The sequence below is a fragment of the Cupriavidus sp. PB-02 genome (assembly GCF_058252315.1).
This window is the reverse complement of sequence record NZ_CM177694.1, coordinates 4040097-4054741: the sequence shown is the minus strand read 5'-3', so window position 1 is coordinate 4054741 and position 14645 is coordinate 4040097. Positions and strand designations below refer to the sequence as shown.

The window sequence follows — 14645 nt, the reverse complement described above, 5'->3', positions numbered from 1 at the left end:
GCGCGATGAAACAACAAGATTGCATTCCTATCAGGAGCTGAAAAATGGCAAAGGAAAAATTCGAGCGGACCAAGCCGCACGTGAACGTTGGTACGATTGGTCACGTTGACCATGGCAAGACCACGCTGACGGCAGCGATCGCTACGGTGCTGGCTGCGAAGTTCGGTGGTGCCGCCAAAAAGTACGACGAAATCGACGCAGCGCCGGAAGAAAAGGCACGCGGTATTACCATCAATACCGCCCACGTCGAGTACGAAACGGCCAACCGCCACTACGCGCACGTTGACTGCCCGGGCCACGCTGACTATGTGAAGAACATGATCACGGGTGCTGCCCAGATGGACGGCGCAATCCTGGTGTGCTCGGCCGCTGACGGCCCGATGCCGCAAACGCGTGAGCACATCCTGCTGGCCCGCCAGGTTGGCGTGCCTTACATCATCGTGTTCCTGAACAAGTGCGACATGGTGGACGACGCTGAACTGCTCGAGCTGGTCGAGATGGAAGTTCGCGAGCTGCTGTCGAAGTACGAGTTCCCCGGCGACGACACCCCGATCATCAAGGGTTCGGCCAAGCTGGCGCTGGAAGGCGACAAGGGCGAGCTGGGCGAAGTGGCCATCATGAACCTGGCCGACGCCCTGGACAACTACATCCCGACGCCGGAGCGTGCCGTTGACGGTACCTTCCTGATGCCGGTGGAAGACGTGTTCTCGATCTCGGGTCGCGGCACCGTGGTGACCGGCCGTATCGAGCGTGGCGTGATCAAGGTCGGCGAAGAAATCGAAATCGTCGGTATCCGCCCGACCGTGAAGACCACCTGCACCGGCGTGGAAATGTTCCGCAAGCTGCTGGACCAGGGTCAAGCTGGCGACAACGTCGGCCTGCTGCTGCGCGGTACCAAGCGTGAAGACGTCGAGCGCGGCCAAGTGCTGTGCAAGCCGGGTTCGATCAAGCCGCACACCCACTTCACCGGCGAGGTGTACATCCTGTCGAAGGACGAAGGCGGCCGTCACACCCCGTTCTTCAACAACTACCGCCCGCAGTTCTACTTCCGTACCACCGACGTGACCGGCTCGATCGAGCTGCCGGCGGACAAGGAAATGGTGATGCCGGGTGACAACGTGTCGATCACCGTCAAGCTGATCGCCCCGATCGCCATGGAAGAAGGCCTGCGCTTCGCTATCCGTGAAGGCGGCCGTACCGTCGGCGCCGGCGTCGTGGCAAAGATCCTCGACTAAGCACTTCCTGGGACATGCCCGCGGGCATGTCCCCATTTAACTGGGCACGTTGCCCAATCGCTCTTTTAAGGAAATATCATGCAGAACCAGAAGATCCGTATCCGCCTGAAGGCTTTCGACTATCGCCTGATCGACCAGTCGGCCGCCGAAATCGTGGATACCGCCAAGCGTACCGGCGCGATCGTCAAGGGCCCGGTGCCCCTGCCGACCCGCATCCAGCGCTTTGACATCCTGCGTTCGCCGCACGTCAACAAGACCAGCCGCGATCAGTTCGAGATCCGCACTCACCAGCGCCTGATGGACATCGTCGATCCGACCGACAAGACCGTTGACGCGCTGATGAAGCTCGACCTGCCGGCAGGCGTGGACGTCGAGATCAAGGTGTAATCATGCTTCGGGCCGCGCACGCGGCCTGCTGCAGCAGAACGGCGAACCGATGGTTCGCCGTTTTTGTTTTGTGCCGCCAGCTGGCCGGCCCGCACTGGGGCGTTGACCGAGCCCGCCGTTTCCTGCACTAATCGGATAGCCGCTGCGCCCAGCGGTATCACCCGACCGAGATACAGAACGACAAGGAGAGCAGGCAATGGGCCAGACCATCCAGATCCAGACCCCCGAAGGCGGTTTCAGTGGCTATCTCGCCATCCCGGCGACAGGCAAGGGCCCGGGCATCGTGCTGTGCCAGGAGATCTTCGGCGTCAACGCCACCATGCGCGAGGTAGCCGACTACTACGCGGAGGAGGGCTACACGGTGCTGGTGCCGGACTTGTTCTGGCGCATCGCGCCGGGCATCGAGCTGACTGACCGTGGCGAGGATTTCCAGCGCGCGCTCGGCCTGTACCAGCAGTTCGACGAAGCCAAGGGCGTGCAGGACGTGGGTGCGGCGCTCGAGGCGTTGCGGGCCCGGCCGGAATGCGTCGGCCAGACCGGCGTGCTGGGCTTCTGCCTGGGCGGCAAGCTGGCCTACCTGGCGGCCTGCCGGTTGCCTGACGTGGCCTGCGCGGTGGCGTACTACGGCGTCGGCATCGAGCATGCGCTGGGCGAGGCCGACAACGTGCGCGGCCGGTTGGTGTTGCATATTGCAGAGCGCGACGGCTTCTGCCCGCCGCAGGCGCAGGCCGCGATCCGGGCAGCGCTGGCCGGGCGCGAGAACATCGAGGTGTACGTCTACCCCGGCGTCGACCATGCCTTTGCACGCGTCGGCGGCCAGCACTTCGACAAGCCCTCGGCGCTGATGGCGCACCAGCGCTCGATCGCCGCGCTGCGCCGCGAGATGGGCCCGCACTATGACTTCTCGGCACTGTGGGACAAGCATTGCGAGTATGAATTCGCCACGCGCGACGTCGATGCCACCATGGCCACGATGGTGCCGCAGCCCTATGTGAACCATATCCCGACCATGACCGGCGGCGTCGGCTACGCGCAGTTGCGGCGCTTCTACCAGCACCACTTCGTGCACAGCAACCCGCCCGACACCATGCTGATCCCGCTGTCGCGCACGGTCGGCGCGACCCAGATCGTCGATGAGATGCTTTTCTGCTTCACGCATACCTGCGAGATCGACTGGATGCTGCCCGGCGTGCCGCCGACCGGCAAGCGCGTGGAGATCCCGCTGATCGCCATCGTCAAGTTCCGCGGCGACAAGCTCTACCACGAGCACATCTACTGGGACCAGGCGAGCGTGCTGGTGCAGATCGGCAAGCTCGACCCGGCGGGTTTGCCGGTGGCGGGTGTCGAGACGGCGCGCAAGCTGCTGGACGAGGCGCTGCCATCGAACACGCTGATGGAGCGCTGGCAGGAGAGTGCGAACAAGTAGGCGTCAGGGAGCCGGCGCGTTAATCGCGACGCGCCGCCTTCAAGCCGTCTTTTGTGCACATCTGCGTGAATCCTGCCTACAACACCCAGCGGCAAATCGCAATTGCATATTGCACTTCCAAAGGGAGCACGTTATAGTGTAAGGCTACCCGTGTCTCCGGGTAGTGGGTTGGCCGTTTTGGCCTCGCGCAGTCCTTTTGGCGCAGCCCATCCGCGCAAATGCGCAAACACAGTTTTCGTGTATCAATCAGCCCCGGCCAATCGCAGCTGGGAATGGAGCAAACCATGAGCCTTGGCCTTGTAGGTCGCAAGGTTGGCATGACCCGTATTTTCACGGACGACGGTGATTCGATTCCCGTTACCGTGGTCGAGGTCGGCGACAACCGCGTGACGCAAATCAAGACGGACGAGACCGACGGTTATACCGCCGTTCAAGTCACCTTCGGCGCACGACGCGCAAGCCGCGTTACCAAGCCGCTGGCGGGTCATCTCGCCAAAGCCGGCGTGGAAGCCGGCGAAATCATCCGCGAATTCCGTATCGATGCAGCCAAGGCTGCCGAACTGCAAGCTGGCGGTTCGCTGTCGGTCGACCTGTTCGAAGTCGGTCAGAAGATCGACGTGCAGGGCGTGAGCATCGGTAAGGGCTACGCCGGTACCATCAAGCGCTACCACTTCGCCTCCGGCCGTGCCACCCACGGTAACTCGCGCTCGCACAATGTGCCGGGCTCGATCGGTATGGCGCAGGATCCGGGCCGTGTGTTCCCGGGCAAGCGCATGACCGGTCACCTGGGCGATGTCACCCGCACCGTGCAGAACCTGGAGATCGCCAAGATCGACGCAGAGCGCAAGCTGCTGCTGGTCAAGGGCGCCATCCCCGGCTCCAAGGGCGGCAAGGTCATCGTCACCCCGGCCGTCAAGGCCAAAGCCAAAGCTTAAGGAGCGCATGTAATGGAACTCAAGCTCCTCCAGGACAATGGCCAGATCGGCGCAGGCGTTGACGCTTCGCCCGAAGTGTTCGGCCGTGACTACAACGAAGCCCTCGTTCACCAGATCGTCGTCGCTTACCAGGCCAACGCTCGCAGCGGTAACCGTAAGCAGAAGGATCGTGAAGAGGTCAAGCACACGACCAAGAAGCCGTGGCGCCAGAAGGGTACGGGTCGCGCCCGTGCCGGTATGTCTTCCTCGCCGCTGTGGCGCGGGGGCGGCCGTATCTTCCCGAATTCGCCGGAAGAGAACTTCAGCCAGAAGGTCAACAAGAAGATGTTCCGTGCCGGCATGCGCTCGATTTACTCGCAGCTCGCACGCGAAGGTCGTATCAACGTGGTGGACGGTTTCACCGTCGACGCGCCCAAGACCAAGCTCTTGGCCGACAAGTTCAAGGCCATGGGCCTGGACTCGGTGCTGATCATCACCGACAGCCTCGACGAAAACCTCTACCTGGCTTCGCGCAACCTGCCGCACGTGGCAGTCGTGGAGCCGCGCCAGGCTGATCCGCTGTCGCTCGTGCACTACAAGAAGGTGCTGGTGACCAAGGCGGCCGTCGCGCAGATCGAGGAGTTGCTGAAATGACGCAAGTAGCCAAGAACGATCATCGTTTGATGCAGGTGCTGCTCGCGCCGGTGGTTTCCGAAAAGGCAACCCTGGTCGCCGACAAGAATGAACAAGTCGTGTTCGAAGTGGCCCGCGATGCCAACAAGGCAGAAGTGAAGGCCGCCGTCGAACTGCTGTTCAAGGTCGAGGTGCAGTCCGTTCAGATCCTGAACCAGAAGGGCAAGCAGAAGCGCTTCGGCCGTTTCATGGGCCGTCGCAACCACGTGAAGAAAGCTTACGTGTCGCTGAAGCCGGGTCAGGAAATCAATTTTGAAGCGGAGGCCAAGTAATCATGGCACTCGTCAAGACCAAGCCGACTTCCCCGGGTCGTCGCTCGATGGTGAAGGTGGTCAACAAGGACCTTCACAAGGGCACCCCGTACGCGCCGCTGCTGGAAAAGCAATTCCAGAAGTCGGGCCGTAACAACAATGGTCATATCACCACCCGCCACAAGGGCGGTGGTCATAAGCACCACTACCGCGTGGTCGACTTCAAGCGCAACGACAAGGACGGCATCCCCGCCAAGGTCGAGCGCCTGGAATACGATCCGAACCGCAGCGCCAACATCGCGCTGATCGTGTTCGCCGACGGCGAGCGCCGCTACATCATCGCCACCAAGGGCATGGTTGCCGGTCAGCAACTGCTGAACGGTTCGGAAGCGCCGATCAAGGCCGGTAACAACCTGCCGATCCGCAACATTCCGGTCGGTACCACGATCAACAACGTGGAAATGCTGCCGGGCAAGGGTTCGCAGATCGCGCGTGCCGCCGGCGGTTCCGCCGTGCTGCTGGCTCGTGAAGGCCTGTACGCTCAGGTTCGCCTGCGCTCCGGTGAAGTGCGCCGCGTGCACATCGAGTGCCGCGCCACCATCGGTGAAGTGGGCAACGAAGAGCACAGCCTGCGCGTCATCGGCAAGGCCGGCGCGACCCGCTGGCGCGGTATCCGCCCGACGGTCCGTGGTGTCGTGATGAACCCGGTCGACCACCCGCACGGTGGTGGTGAAGGCAAGACCGCCGCTGGTCGCGATCCGGTTTCGCCGTGGGGTACCCCGGCCAAGGGTTACCGTACCCGCAGCAACAAGCGCACGGACAGCATGATCGTCCAGAAGCGCCACAAGCGTTAATCGGTAGGTAGGAGCTAAAGATATGACTCGTTCCGCTAAAAAGGGTCCGTTCTGCGACGCCCACCTGCTGAAGAAGGTGGAAGTCGCATCGAGCGGCAAGGACAAGAAGCCCATCAAGACTTGGTCGCGTCGCTCGACCATTCTGCCGGAGTTCATTGGCCTGACGATCGCCGTTCACAACGGCCGTCAACACGTGCCGGTGTACGTTACGGAAAACATGGTTGGCCACAAGCTCGGTGAATTTGCGATTACCCGCACGTTCAAGGGCCACGCGGCTGACAAGAAAGCGAAGAGGTAAGGTGCCATCATGGAAGTGAAAGCGATTCATCGCGGTGCCCGCATCTCCGCCCAGAAGACGCGCCTGGTCGCTGACCAGATCCGTGGTCTGCCGATCGAGCGCGCGCTCAATGTCCTGACGTTCAGCCCGAAAAAGGCTGCCGGGATCGTGAAGAAGGTGGTCGAATCGGCCATCGCCAACGCTGAGCACAACGAAGGCGCCGACATCGACGAGCTCAAGGTCAAATCGATCTACGTCGACAAGGCGACCTCGCTCAAGCGCTTCACCGCACGGGCGAAGGGCCGCGGCAACCGCATCGAGAAACAAACCTGTCACATCACTGTGACGCTCGGCAACTAAGGAGTCACGATGGGACAGAAGATTCATCCGACTGGCTTCCGCCTGGCTGTCAGCCGTAACTGGGCTTCGCGCTGGTACGCCAGCAACACGAAGTTCGCCGGCATGCTGAAGGAAGACATCGAAGTTCGGGACTTCCTGAAGAAGAAGCTGAAGAACGCATCGGTTGGCCGCGTCGTGATCGAGCGCCCCGCCCGCAATGCCCGCATCACCATTTACAGCTCGCGTCCGGGCGTGGTGATCGGCAAGAAGGGTGAGGACATCGAACTGCTGAAGGCCGAACTGCAGCGTCGCATGGGCGTGCCCGTGCACGTGAACATCGAGGAAATCCGCAAGCCGGAAACCGATGCTCAGCTGATCGCCGATTCGATCACCCAGCAGCTCGAGCGCCGCATCATGTTCCGCCGCGCCATGAAGCGCGCCATGCAGAACGCGATGCGCCTGGGCGCCCAGGGTATCAAGATCATGAGCGCCGGCCGTCTGAACGGTATCGAAATCGCACGTACCGAGTGGTACCGCGAAGGCCGTGTGCCCCTGCACACCCTGCGCGCCGACATCGACTACGGCTTCTCCGAAGCAGAAACCACCTACGGCATCATCGGTGTCAAGGTGTGGGTCTACAAGGGTGATCACCTCGGCCGCAACGAAGCGCCGGTGGTGGAAGAGCCGCAAGACGATCGCCGTCGTCGCCCGGGTCGTCCGGAAGGCCGCCGCCGTGAAGGCGAAGGCCGCCCGGGTGGCAACCGTCGCGGTGGCGCCGGTGCAGGTGCCGGTCGCCGCGGTGCGCCTGGCGATGCGAAGAGTGGAGAATAACGATGCTGCAACCTAAGCGCAGAAAATACCGCAAGGAGCAGAAAGGCCGCAACACGGGTAAGGCTACCCGTGGTAACGCCGTGTCTTTCGGCGAATTCGGCCTGAAGGCCATGGGCCGTGGCCGTCTGACGGCTCGTCAGATCGAGTCGGCACGTCGTGCGATGACCCGCCACATCAAGCGTGGCGGCCGCATCTGGATCCGGATCTTCCCGGACAAGCCGATCTCGAAGAAGCCCGCCGAAGTCCGTATGGGTAACGGCAAGGGCAATCCGGAATACTACGTGGCTGAAATCCAGCCGGGCAAGATGCTGTATGAAATGGATGGCGTGAGCGAAGAGCTGGCGCGTGAGGCGTTCCGCCTCGCGGCCGCCAAGCTGCCGATCGCCACCAATTTCGTGGTGCGCCAGGTCGGGACGTAAGGAGAGCAGGAATGAAAGCATCCGAACTTCGCGGCAAGGACGCCGCCGGGCTGAACCAGGAGCTCTCCGAGCTGCTGAAGGCCCAATTTAGCCTGCGCATGCAAAAGGCGACCCAACAGCTGCAGAACACCAGCCAGCTGAAGAAGGTCCGCAAGGACATCGCGCGCGTGCAAACCGTGCTGACTCAAAAGGCAAACGCGAAATGACTGAAGCTGCACAAACGGAAAAGTCGCTTCGCCGTACCCTGGTCGGCCGTGTCGTGAGCGACAAGATGGACAAGACCGTTACGGTCTTGGTGGAAAACCGCGTCAAGCATCCCCTGTACGGCAAGTACGTGCTGCGTTCCAAGAAGTACCACGCACACGACGAAGCCAACCAGTACAAGGAAGGCGACAAGGTCGAAATCCAGGAAGGCCGTCCGCTGTCGCGGACCAAGTCCTGGGTGGTTTCCCGGCTGGTAGAGGCTGCACGCGTCATCTAAGAACAACACGTTCTTAGCTTGACTTGCAAGTCCAGGGTTATGTAGCTATAATCCTGGACTTCCGCTTTATTGCGTTCGCCTTAGCTGTACCACCCGGGCGGGCCTGTTGAGCGAGCCAGGGCCAGGCGGCCTCGACGATCTGTCGGGATTGCCAGGTTCCTACCGACTTCAAAGTTGATCAACCCAGACGGTGCTGGCGCAAGGCCGGAGCCGACGGGACCAAGACTGACCGACGGGCGCTATCGCACCTGGCGGATTAAGTTGGGAAGACAAACACCATGATTCAGACAGAAAGCCGGCTCGAAGTGGCCGATAACACTGGTGCGCGCGAAGTGCTGTGCATCAAGGTGCTGGGTGGCTCCAAGCGCCGCTACGCAAGCGTTGGCGACATCATCAAGGTGACCGTCAAGGACGCAGCGCCGCGCGGTCGCGTGAAGAAGGGCGACATCTACAACGCCGTCGTCGTGCGTACCGCCAAGGGCGTGCGCCGGGCTGACGGTTCGCTGATCAAGTTCGACGGCAACGCCGCCGTCCTGCTGAACAACAAGCTCGAGCCGATCGGCACCCGTATCTTCGGGCCGGTGACTCGTGAACTCCGTACCGAGCGCTTCATGAAGATCGTGTCGCTCGCTCCGGAAGTGCTGTAAGGAGCCGCCATGAACAAGATTCGCAAAGGCGACGAAGTCATCGTGCTGACCGGCAAGGACAAGGGCAAGCGCGGTACCGTGCAAGCCGTCCTCGGCGACAAGGTTGCGGTGCAAGGCGTGAACATCGCCAAGAAGCATGCCCGCCCGAACCCGATGCTGGGCACTACCGGTGGCGTGGTCGACAAGGTCATGCCCCTGCATATTTCCAACGTTGCGCTCGTGGATGCCAATGGCAAGCCGTCGCGCGTCGGCATCAAGGTGGAAGACGGCAAGCGCGTGCGCGTGCTGAAGACCACTGGCGCCGTCGTGGCAGCTTGATTCTGGGCACGTATAGGAGTTGAGCATGGCAGCACGTCTGCAAGAGTTTTACAAAGAACAGGTTGTGCCGAAGCTGATCGAGCAGTTCGGCTACAAGTCGGTCATGGAAGTGCCGCGCATCACCAAGATCACCCTGAACATGGGCCTTGGCGAAGCGATCAATGACAAGAAGATCATTGAAAACGCCGTCGGCGACCTGACCAAGATCGCCGGTCAGAAGCCGGTCGTGACGAAGGCCAAGAAGGCCATCGCCGGCTTCAAGATCCGCCAGGGCTACCCCATCGGTGCGATGGTGACCCTGCGCGGCGAGCGCATGTTCGAATTCCTCGATCGTTTCGTCACCGTGGCCCTGCCGCGCGTGCGTGACTTCCGTGGTGTGTCGGGCCGTTCGTTCGACGGTCGTGGCAACTACAACATCGGTGTGAAAGAGCAGATCATTTTCCCCGAAATCGAGTACGACAAGATCGACGCACTGCGTGGTCTGAACATCAGCATCACGACGACGGCAAAGAACGACGAGGAAGCCAAGGCACTCCTCGGTGCGTTCAAGTTCCCGTTCCGCAATTAAGGGGTAACCGTGGCTAAACTGGCTCTGATTGAACGTGAGAAGAAGCGCGCCAAGCTGGTGGCGAAGTATGCCGCCAAGCGCGCCAACCTCAAGGCCATTATTGACGACCAAGAGAAGTCGGAAGAAGAGCGTTACAGCGCGCGTCTCGAGCTGCAACAGCTCCCGCGCAACGCGAACCCGACTCGCCAGCGTAACCGCTGCGCGATCACCGGTCGTCCCCGCGGTACCTTCCGCAAGTTTGGCCTGGCGCGTAACAAGATCCGCGAAATCGCCTTCAAGGGCGAAATCCCGGGTCTGACGAAAGCCAGCTGGTAATTACGCACAGGCTACAGGAGAAACAGTATGAGCATGAGCGATCCTATCGCCGATATGCTGACGCGCATCCGCAACGCCCAGGGCGTGCAGAAGGCGTCGGTTGTCATGCCGTCGTCGAAGCTGAAAGTGGCAATCGCCAAGGTCCTGAAGGACGAAGGCTATATCGACGACTACGCCGTCCAGGAAGATGGCGGCAAGGCACAACTGAGCATCGGCCTGAAGTACTACGCCGGCCGTCCGGTGATCGAGCGCATCGAGCGCGTCTCGAAGCCCGGTCTGCGCGTGTACAAGGGCCGCAGCGACATCCCGCAAGTGATGAACGGCCTGGGTGTGGCGATCATTTCGACCCCGCAGGGTCTGATGACCGACCGCAAGGCTCGCGCCACTGGCGTGGGCGGCGAAGTTCTCTGCTACGTCGCTTAAGGAGAGAACCATGTCCCGTGTAGGTAAGGCTCCCATCGCGCTCCCCAAGGGCGCGGAAGTGAACGTGGCGGCTGGCGTGCTCTCCGTGAAGGGCCCGCTCGGTACGCTGTCGCAGCCGATTCACAGCCTGGTCAAGGTCAATGTCGAGAACGACACGCTGACCTTCAGCCCGGTTGACGATTCGCGTGAAGCAAACGCTCTGCAGGGCACCATGCGTGCTCTGGTGGCCAACATGGTCAAGGGCGTAACCACCGGTTTCGAGCGCAAGCTGAACCTCGTCGGCGTGGGCTATCGTGCCCAGCTGCAAGGCGCTGCGCTGAAGCTCCAGCTTGGTTTCTCGCACGACGTGATCCATGAGATGCCGGAAGGCGTGAAGGCGGAAACGCCGACGCAGACCGAGATCATCATCAAGGGTGCGGACAAGCAGAAAGTCGGTCAGGTTGCCGCGGAAGTTCGCGCGTACCGTCCGCCCGAGCCCTACAAGGGCAAGGGTGTACGCTACTCGAACGAGCGCGTCATCCTGAAGGAAACCAAGAAGAAGTAAGGGGTGCAATGATGAACAAGAAAGACGCTCGTTTGCGCCGTGCACGTCAGACCCGCGCCAAGATCGCGGAGATGAAAGTCAATCGTCTGACCGTGTTCCGTACGAATTCGCATATTTACGCCCAGGTCTTCTCGGAGTGCGGCACCAAGGTGCTGGCTTCGGCTTCGACCGCAGAGGCAGACGTCCGCAAGGAACTGACCGGCAATGGTGCTACCACCGCTGCCGCGACCGCGGTCGGCAAGCGCATCGCCGAAAAGGCGAAGGCTGCCGGCGTGGAAACCGTCGCGTTCGATCGCGCCGGCTTCCGCTTCCACGGTCGCGTGAAGGCATTGGCTGACGCTGCCCGCGAAGCCGGCCTCAAGTTCTAAGCGCACAAAGAGAGATACGTCATGGCAAAGATGCAAGCAAAAGTCCAGCAGGACGAACGCGACGACGGCCTCCGCGAGAAGATGATCTCGGTCAACCGCGTCACCAAGGTGGTGAAGGGCGGCCGGATTCTCGGTTTCGCTGCGCTGACCGTGGTTGGTGACGGCGATGGCCGCATCGGCATGGGCAAGGGCAAGGCCAAGGAAGTGCCCGTCGCCGTTCAGAAGGCAATGGACGAAGCCCGTCGCAAGATGGTCAAGGTCTCGCTGAAGAACGGCACGCTACAACATGAAGTCGTTGGCAAGCACGGCGCCGCCAAGGTGCTGATGATGCCCGCCAAGGAAGGTACCGGCGTGATCGCCGGCGGCCCGATGCGCGCGATCTTCGAAGTGATGGGCGTCACCAACGTGGTGACCAAGTCGCACGGCTCCACCAACCCGTACAACATGGTTCGCGCCACGCTGGACGGCCTTCAGAAGATGAGCACGCCGGGCGAAATCGCCGCCAAGCGTGGCAAGTCGGTCGAAGACATCCTGGGTTAAGGTGAACGCAATGTCGCAGAAAACCGTAAAAGTGCAACTCGTGCGCAGCCTGATCGGCACGCGCGAGGATCATCGCGCCACCGTTCGTGGCCTGGGCCTGCGCCGCATCAACTCGGTGTCGGAGCTGCAGGACACGCCCGCCGTGCGCGGCATGATCAACAAGGTCTCGTACCTGGTCAAGGTTCTGGCCTGATACCGGGAACTCGGAGAGCAACATGCAACTGAACAACCTGAAACCGGCCGCCGGTTCGAAGCACGCCAAGCGTCGCGTCGGCCGCGGTATCGGCTCCGGCCTGGGCAAGACTGCCGGTCGCGGTCACAAGGGTCAGAAGTCGCGTTCGGGCGGCTTCCACAAGGTGGGCTTCGAAGGCGGTCAAATGCCGCTGTATCGTCGTCTGCCGAAGCGCGGCTTCACCTCGCTGACCAAGGCGTTCACCGCCGAAGTCACGCTGCGTGACATCGAGCGCCTGGAAGCGGCCGAAGTCGACCTGCTGGTCCTGAAGCAAGCTGGCCTGGTGGGCGAGCTGGTCAAGGGCGCCAAGGTCATCAAGGCTGGCGAACTGACCCGCAAGGTGACGATCAAGGGTCTGGGCGCCACCGCTGGCGCCAAGGCCGCGATCGAAGCCGCCGGCGGCCAGATCGCAGCCTGACAGGCATTTATCGCAGCATAGGCAGTCATAGTCGGAGCATCGTTTGGCCACGGCGAAACCCAATGCAAGCGCGCAAGCCAGGAACACGGCGAAGTACGGCGACCTCAAGCGCCGGCTGATGTTCCTGGTGCTGGCCCTGATCGTGTACCGCATCGGCGCTCATATTCCGGTGCCCGGTATCGATCCGGAGCAGCTTGCGAAGCTTTTCCAGAGTCAGTCGGGTGGCATCCTCGGGATGTTCAACCTGTTCTCGGGCGGGGCGCTGTCGCGCTTTACCGTCTTCGCGCTCGGCATCATGCCGTACATCTCGGCGTCGATCATCATGCAATTGCTGACGATCGTGCTGCCGCAGCTGGAAACGTTGAAGAAGGAAGGGCAGGCAGGGCAGCGCAAGATCACGCAGTACACGCGCTACGGCACGGTGGTCCTGGCCACGTTCCAGGCGCTGTCGATTGCGGTGGCGCTGGAGTCGCAGCCTGGGCTGGTGCTGGATCCGGGCCTGATGTTCCGGGCCACGGCGGTGATCACGCTGGTGACCGGCACGATGTTCCTGATGTGGCTGGGTGAGCAGATCACCGAGCGTGGTCTGGGCAACGGCATCTCGATCATCATTTTCGGCGGTATCGCGGCGGGCCTGCCCAACGCGATCGGCGGACTGTTCGAACTGGTCCGCACGGGTTCCATGAGCATCATCGCGGCGATTTTCATCGTGGCGATCGTGATCGGTGTGACCTTCGCCGTGGTGTTTGTCGAGCGGGGCCAGCGCAAGATCCTGGTGAACTATGCCAAGCGTCAGGTCGGCAACAAGGTGTACGGCGGCCAGTCGTCGCACCTGCCGCTGAAGCTGAACATGGCAGGGGTGATCCCGCCGATCTTCGCATCGTCGATCATCCTGTTCCCGGCGACGATCGCGGGCTGGTTCACGTCTGACTCGACGGGCATGGTTGGCGGGTTCATCAAGGACCTGGCTGCCACGCTGTCGCCGGGCCAGCCGGTCTACATCCTGCTGTACGCTGCTGCGATTGTATTTTTCTGCTTCTTCTATACGGCGCTGGTGTACAACAGCCGTGAAGTGGCAGACAACCTGAAGAAAAGCGGTGCCTTCATTCCGGGCATTCGTCCGGGCGAGCAGACGACGCGCTATATCGACAAGATTCTAGTGCGCCTGACGCTGGCTGGTGCGGTCTATATCACACTGGTCTGCCTGTTGCCGGAATTCCTGGTGCTGCGGTGGAACGTTCCGTTCTACTTTGGCGGAACCTCGCTGCTGATCATCGTGGTCGTCACGATGGACTTCATGGCTCAGGTTCAGTCTTACGTGATGTCGCAGCAATATGAGTCGCTGCTGAAGAAGGCGAATTTCAAGGGCAATCTGACCTTGCGCTGACTTCGGATCGGTACAGGCTAGGTATGGCAAAAGACGACGTCATCCAGATGCAGGGGGAGGTCCTGGAAAACCTTCCCAATGCGACGTTCCGGGTCAAGCTGGAAAATGGCCATGTAGTACTGGGCCATATCTCCGGCAAGATGCGAATGAACTACATCCGGATTCTTCCGGGTGACAAGGTGACGGTCGAGCTGACCCCATATGATCTGTCGCGCGCACGAATCGTCTTCCGGACGAAGTGAGCGAACAGGAATTGAAGGAAGAGGAAAAATCATGAAAGTGCTGGCTTCTGTTAAGCGCATTTGCCGCAACTGCAAAATCATCAAGCGCAACGGTGTCGTGCGCGTGATCTGCTCGTCGGATCCCCGCCACAAGCAACGCCAAGGCTAATCGGAAAGAGGATTGACGAATGGCACGTATCGCAGGGGTTAACATCCCGAACCACAAGCACACCGAAATCGGCCTGACGGCCATTTATGGTGTCGGCCGCTCGCGCGCTCGCAAGATTTGCGAGGCCACCGGTGTACCGTTTGACAAGAAGGTCAAGGATCTGACCGACGCCGACCTGGAAAAGCTTCGTGACGAAGTGGGCAAGGTCACGGTCGAGGGTGACCTGCGTCGTGAAACCACGATGAACATCAAGCGTCTGATGGACCTTGGTTGCTATCGTGGCATGCGTCACCGCAAGGGCCTGCCCATGCGCGGCCAGCGTACCCGGACCAACGCCCGCACCCGCAAGGGTCCGCGCAAGGCCGGCGTGGCTCTGAAGAAGTAAAGC

At 61.4% G+C, this 14645-nt stretch carries 27 protein-coding genes; all 27 read left to right on the top strand.

Annotated features, from left to right (window positions below):
- Positions 1-44: 44 nt before the first annotated feature.
- The 27 genes from tuf to rpsM all read left to right on the top strand — a co-directional run bounded on the left by tuf (position 45) and on the right by rpsM (position 14642).
- A complete protein-coding gene (gene tuf, locus AC10V3_RS19080; protein WP_022536864.1) occupies positions 45-1235 on the top strand; it encodes an elongation factor Tu in 1191 nt (396 codons plus the stop codon).
- Positions 1236-1313: 78 nt separating this feature from the next.
- A complete protein-coding gene (gene rpsJ / locus AC10V3_RS19075; protein ID WP_006160488.1) occupies positions 1314-1622 on the top strand; it encodes a 30S ribosomal protein S10 in 309 nt (102 codons plus the stop codon).
- 196 nt (positions 1623-1818) lie between these two features.
- A complete protein-coding gene (locus AC10V3_RS19070; RefSeq protein WP_022536863.1) occupies positions 1819-3048 on the top strand; it encodes a dienelactone hydrolase family protein in 1230 nt (409 codons plus the stop codon).
- Positions 3049-3332: 284 nt separating this feature from the next.
- On the top strand, positions 3333-3983 hold the full coding sequence (gene rplC, locus AC10V3_RS19065) for a 50S ribosomal protein L3 (protein ID WP_013958246.1): 651 nt from the start codon (positions 3333-3335) through the stop codon (positions 3981-3983).
- Between the two features lie 12 nt (positions 3984-3995).
- The gene (gene rplD / locus AC10V3_RS19060; protein WP_022536862.1) at positions 3996-4616 is read left to right on the top strand and encodes a 50S ribosomal protein L4; all 621 of its coding nucleotides are present in this window, start codon (positions 3996-3998) and stop codon (positions 4614-4616) included.
- Positions 4613-4927, top strand: coding sequence for a 50S ribosomal protein L23 (gene rplW / locus AC10V3_RS19055; RefSeq protein WP_006576245.1), 315 nt, complete (start codon positions 4613-4615; stop codon positions 4925-4927). Before rplD ends, rplW begins: the two co-directional genes overlap by 4 nt.
- A 2-nt stretch (positions 4928-4929) precedes the next feature.
- Positions 4930-5760, top strand: coding sequence for a 50S ribosomal protein L2 (rplB, locus tag AC10V3_RS19050; RefSeq protein WP_022536861.1), 831 nt, complete (start codon positions 4930-4932; stop codon positions 5758-5760).
- Positions 5761-5782: 22 nt separating this feature from the next.
- Entirely contained in the window at positions 5783-6058 is a 276-nt protein-coding gene (gene rpsS, locus AC10V3_RS19045) for a 30S ribosomal protein S19 (RefSeq protein WP_010812394.1), read from the top strand.
- Positions 6059-6067: 9 nt separating this feature from the next.
- The gene (rplV, locus tag AC10V3_RS19040) at positions 6068-6397 is read left to right on the top strand and encodes a 50S ribosomal protein L22 (protein ID WP_003271370.1); all 330 of its coding nucleotides are present in this window, start codon (positions 6068-6070) and stop codon (positions 6395-6397) included.
- Between the two features lie 9 nt (positions 6398-6406).
- Positions 6407-7207 carry a 30S ribosomal protein S3 gene (gene rpsC, locus AC10V3_RS19035; RefSeq protein WP_022536860.1) on the top strand — a complete coding sequence of 267 codons (801 nt, stop codon included), beginning with the start codon at positions 6407-6409 and terminating at the stop codon, positions 7205-7207.
- 2 nt (positions 7208-7209) lie between these two features.
- Positions 7210-7626, top strand: coding sequence for a 50S ribosomal protein L16 (gene rplP, locus AC10V3_RS19030; protein ID WP_006576240.1), 417 nt, complete (start codon positions 7210-7212; stop codon positions 7624-7626).
- 11 nt (positions 7627-7637) lie between these two features.
- Complete coding sequence (gene rpmC, locus AC10V3_RS19025) at positions 7638-7832, top strand: 50S ribosomal protein L29 (protein WP_010812390.1); 195 nt, start codon at positions 7638-7640, stop codon at positions 7830-7832.
- A complete protein-coding gene (gene rpsQ, locus AC10V3_RS19020; protein ID WP_010812389.1) occupies positions 7829-8107 on the top strand; it encodes a 30S ribosomal protein S17 in 279 nt (92 codons plus the stop codon). Before rpmC ends, rpsQ begins: the two co-directional genes overlap by 4 nt.
- 278 nt (positions 8108-8385) lie before the next feature.
- Positions 8386-8754 carry a 50S ribosomal protein L14 gene (rplN, locus tag AC10V3_RS19015; RefSeq protein ID WP_010812388.1) on the top strand — a complete coding sequence of 123 codons (369 nt, stop codon included), beginning with the start codon at positions 8386-8388 and terminating at the stop codon, positions 8752-8754.
- A 9-nt stretch (positions 8755-8763) separates the two neighbouring features.
- Complete coding sequence (rplX, locus tag AC10V3_RS19010; RefSeq protein WP_010812387.1) at positions 8764-9072, top strand: 50S ribosomal protein L24; 309 nt, start codon at positions 8764-8766, stop codon at positions 9070-9072.
- A gap of 25 nt (positions 9073-9097) precedes the next feature.
- Positions 9098-9640 carry a 50S ribosomal protein L5 gene (gene rplE / locus AC10V3_RS19005; RefSeq protein WP_010812386.1) on the top strand — a complete coding sequence of 181 codons (543 nt, stop codon included), beginning with the start codon at positions 9098-9100 and terminating at the stop codon, positions 9638-9640.
- Positions 9641-9649: 9 nt separating this feature from the next.
- Positions 9650-9955, top strand: a complete 306-nt coding sequence (rpsN, locus tag AC10V3_RS19000) for a 30S ribosomal protein S14 (protein ID WP_010812385.1) — start codon at positions 9650-9652, stop codon at positions 9953-9955.
- 27 nt (positions 9956-9982) lie between these two features.
- On the top strand, positions 9983-10378 hold the full coding sequence (gene rpsH, locus AC10V3_RS18995) for a 30S ribosomal protein S8 (protein ID WP_010812384.1): 396 nt from the start codon (positions 9983-9985) through the stop codon (positions 10376-10378).
- Positions 10379-10388: 10 nt separating this feature from the next.
- On the top strand, positions 10389-10922 hold the full coding sequence (gene rplF, locus AC10V3_RS18990; RefSeq protein ID WP_022536859.1) for a 50S ribosomal protein L6: 534 nt from the start codon (positions 10389-10391) through the stop codon (positions 10920-10922).
- A gap of 11 nt (positions 10923-10933) precedes the next feature.
- Positions 10934-11290, top strand: coding sequence for a 50S ribosomal protein L18 (rplR, locus tag AC10V3_RS18985; protein WP_026201241.1), 357 nt, complete (start codon positions 10934-10936; stop codon positions 11288-11290).
- 21 nt (positions 11291-11311) lie between these two features.
- The gene (gene rpsE / locus AC10V3_RS18980) at positions 11312-11830 is read left to right on the top strand and encodes a 30S ribosomal protein S5 (RefSeq protein ID WP_006160449.1); all 519 of its coding nucleotides are present in this window, start codon (positions 11312-11314) and stop codon (positions 11828-11830) included.
- A 10-nt stretch (positions 11831-11840) separates the two neighbouring features.
- A complete protein-coding gene (gene rpmD, locus AC10V3_RS18975; RefSeq protein WP_010812381.1) occupies positions 11841-12023 on the top strand; it encodes a 50S ribosomal protein L30 in 183 nt (60 codons plus the stop codon).
- Between the two features lie 22 nt (positions 12024-12045).
- Positions 12046-12480 (top strand): 50S ribosomal protein L15, encoded by a 435-nt coding sequence (gene rplO, locus AC10V3_RS18970; RefSeq protein WP_490922738.1) that lies wholly within the window; start codon positions 12046-12048, stop codon positions 12478-12480.
- A gap of 43 nt (positions 12481-12523) precedes the next feature.
- The gene (gene secY / locus AC10V3_RS18965) at positions 12524-13867 is read left to right on the top strand and encodes a preprotein translocase subunit SecY (RefSeq protein WP_022536857.1); all 1344 of its coding nucleotides are present in this window, start codon (positions 12524-12526) and stop codon (positions 13865-13867) included.
- Positions 13868-13890: 23 nt separating this feature from the next.
- A complete protein-coding gene (infA, locus tag AC10V3_RS18960) occupies positions 13891-14109 on the top strand; it encodes a translation initiation factor IF-1 (RefSeq protein ID WP_010812378.1) in 219 nt (72 codons plus the stop codon).
- 31 nt (positions 14110-14140) lie between these two features.
- Positions 14141-14257: a 50S ribosomal protein L36 gene (gene rpmJ / locus AC10V3_RS18955; RefSeq protein ID WP_008642959.1), complete on the top strand. Its 117-nt coding sequence runs from the start codon at positions 14141-14143 to the stop codon at positions 14255-14257.
- 19 nt (positions 14258-14276) lie between these two features.
- Positions 14277-14642: a 30S ribosomal protein S13 gene (gene rpsM, locus AC10V3_RS18950; RefSeq protein WP_010812377.1), complete on the top strand. Its 366-nt coding sequence runs from the start codon at positions 14277-14279 to the stop codon at positions 14640-14642.
- The last annotated feature ends 3 nt before the right edge of the window (positions 14643-14645 follow it).

What these genes read in the sequence shown, in the direction of transcription:
- tuf (WP_022536864.1), top strand. Translation starts at nt 45, where the DNA reads ATGGCAAAGGAAAAATTCGAGCGGACCAAGCCGCACGTGAACGTTGGT.
- rpsJ (WP_006160488.1), top strand. Translation starts at nt 1,314, where the DNA reads ATGCAGAACCAGAAGATCCGTATCCGCCTGAAGGCTTTCGACTATCGC.
- AC10V3_RS19070 (WP_022536863.1), top strand. Translation starts at nt 1,819, where the DNA reads ATGGGCCAGACCATCCAGATCCAGACCCCCGAAGGCGGTTTCAGTGGC.
- rplC (WP_013958246.1), top strand. Translation starts at nt 3,333, where the DNA reads ATGAGCCTTGGCCTTGTAGGTCGCAAGGTTGGCATGACCCGTATTTTC.
- rplD (WP_022536862.1), top strand. Translation starts at nt 3,996, where the DNA reads ATGGAACTCAAGCTCCTCCAGGACAATGGCCAGATCGGCGCAGGCGTT.
- rplW (WP_006576245.1), top strand. Translation starts at nt 4,613, where the DNA reads ATGACGCAAGTAGCCAAGAACGATCATCGTTTGATGCAGGTGCTGCTC.
- rplB (WP_022536861.1), top strand. Translation starts at nt 4,930, where the DNA reads ATGGCACTCGTCAAGACCAAGCCGACTTCCCCGGGTCGTCGCTCGATG.
- rpsS (WP_010812394.1), top strand. Translation starts at nt 5,783, where the DNA reads ATGACTCGTTCCGCTAAAAAGGGTCCGTTCTGCGACGCCCACCTGCTG.
- rplV (WP_003271370.1), top strand. Translation starts at nt 6,068, where the DNA reads ATGGAAGTGAAAGCGATTCATCGCGGTGCCCGCATCTCCGCCCAGAAG.
- rpsC (WP_022536860.1), top strand. Translation starts at nt 6,407, where the DNA reads ATGGGACAGAAGATTCATCCGACTGGCTTCCGCCTGGCTGTCAGCCGT.
- rplP (WP_006576240.1), top strand. Translation starts at nt 7,210, where the DNA reads ATGCTGCAACCTAAGCGCAGAAAATACCGCAAGGAGCAGAAAGGCCGC.
- rpmC (WP_010812390.1), top strand. Translation starts at nt 7,638, where the DNA reads ATGAAAGCATCCGAACTTCGCGGCAAGGACGCCGCCGGGCTGAACCAG.
- rpsQ (WP_010812389.1), top strand. Translation starts at nt 7,829, where the DNA reads ATGACTGAAGCTGCACAAACGGAAAAGTCGCTTCGCCGTACCCTGGTC.
- rplN (WP_010812388.1), top strand. Translation starts at nt 8,386, where the DNA reads ATGATTCAGACAGAAAGCCGGCTCGAAGTGGCCGATAACACTGGTGCG.
- rplX (WP_010812387.1), top strand. Translation starts at nt 8,764, where the DNA reads ATGAACAAGATTCGCAAAGGCGACGAAGTCATCGTGCTGACCGGCAAG.
- rplE (WP_010812386.1), top strand. Translation starts at nt 9,098, where the DNA reads ATGGCAGCACGTCTGCAAGAGTTTTACAAAGAACAGGTTGTGCCGAAG.
- rpsH (WP_010812384.1), top strand. Translation starts at nt 9,983, where the DNA reads ATGAGCATGAGCGATCCTATCGCCGATATGCTGACGCGCATCCGCAAC.
- rplF (WP_022536859.1), top strand. Translation starts at nt 10,389, where the DNA reads ATGTCCCGTGTAGGTAAGGCTCCCATCGCGCTCCCCAAGGGCGCGGAA.
- rplR (WP_026201241.1), top strand. Translation starts at nt 10,934, where the DNA reads ATGAACAAGAAAGACGCTCGTTTGCGCCGTGCACGTCAGACCCGCGCC.
- rpsE (WP_006160449.1), top strand. Translation starts at nt 11,312, where the DNA reads ATGGCAAAGATGCAAGCAAAAGTCCAGCAGGACGAACGCGACGACGGC.
- rpmD (WP_010812381.1), top strand. Translation starts at nt 11,841, where the DNA reads ATGTCGCAGAAAACCGTAAAAGTGCAACTCGTGCGCAGCCTGATCGGC.
- rplO (WP_490922738.1), top strand. Translation starts at nt 12,046, where the DNA reads ATGCAACTGAACAACCTGAAACCGGCCGCCGGTTCGAAGCACGCCAAG.
- infA (WP_010812378.1), top strand. Translation starts at nt 13,891, where the DNA reads ATGGCAAAAGACGACGTCATCCAGATGCAGGGGGAGGTCCTGGAAAAC.
- rpmJ (WP_008642959.1), top strand. Translation starts at nt 14,141, where the DNA reads ATGAAAGTGCTGGCTTCTGTTAAGCGCATTTGCCGCAACTGCAAAATC.
- rpsM (WP_010812377.1), top strand. Translation starts at nt 14,277, where the DNA reads ATGGCACGTATCGCAGGGGTTAACATCCCGAACCACAAGCACACCGAA.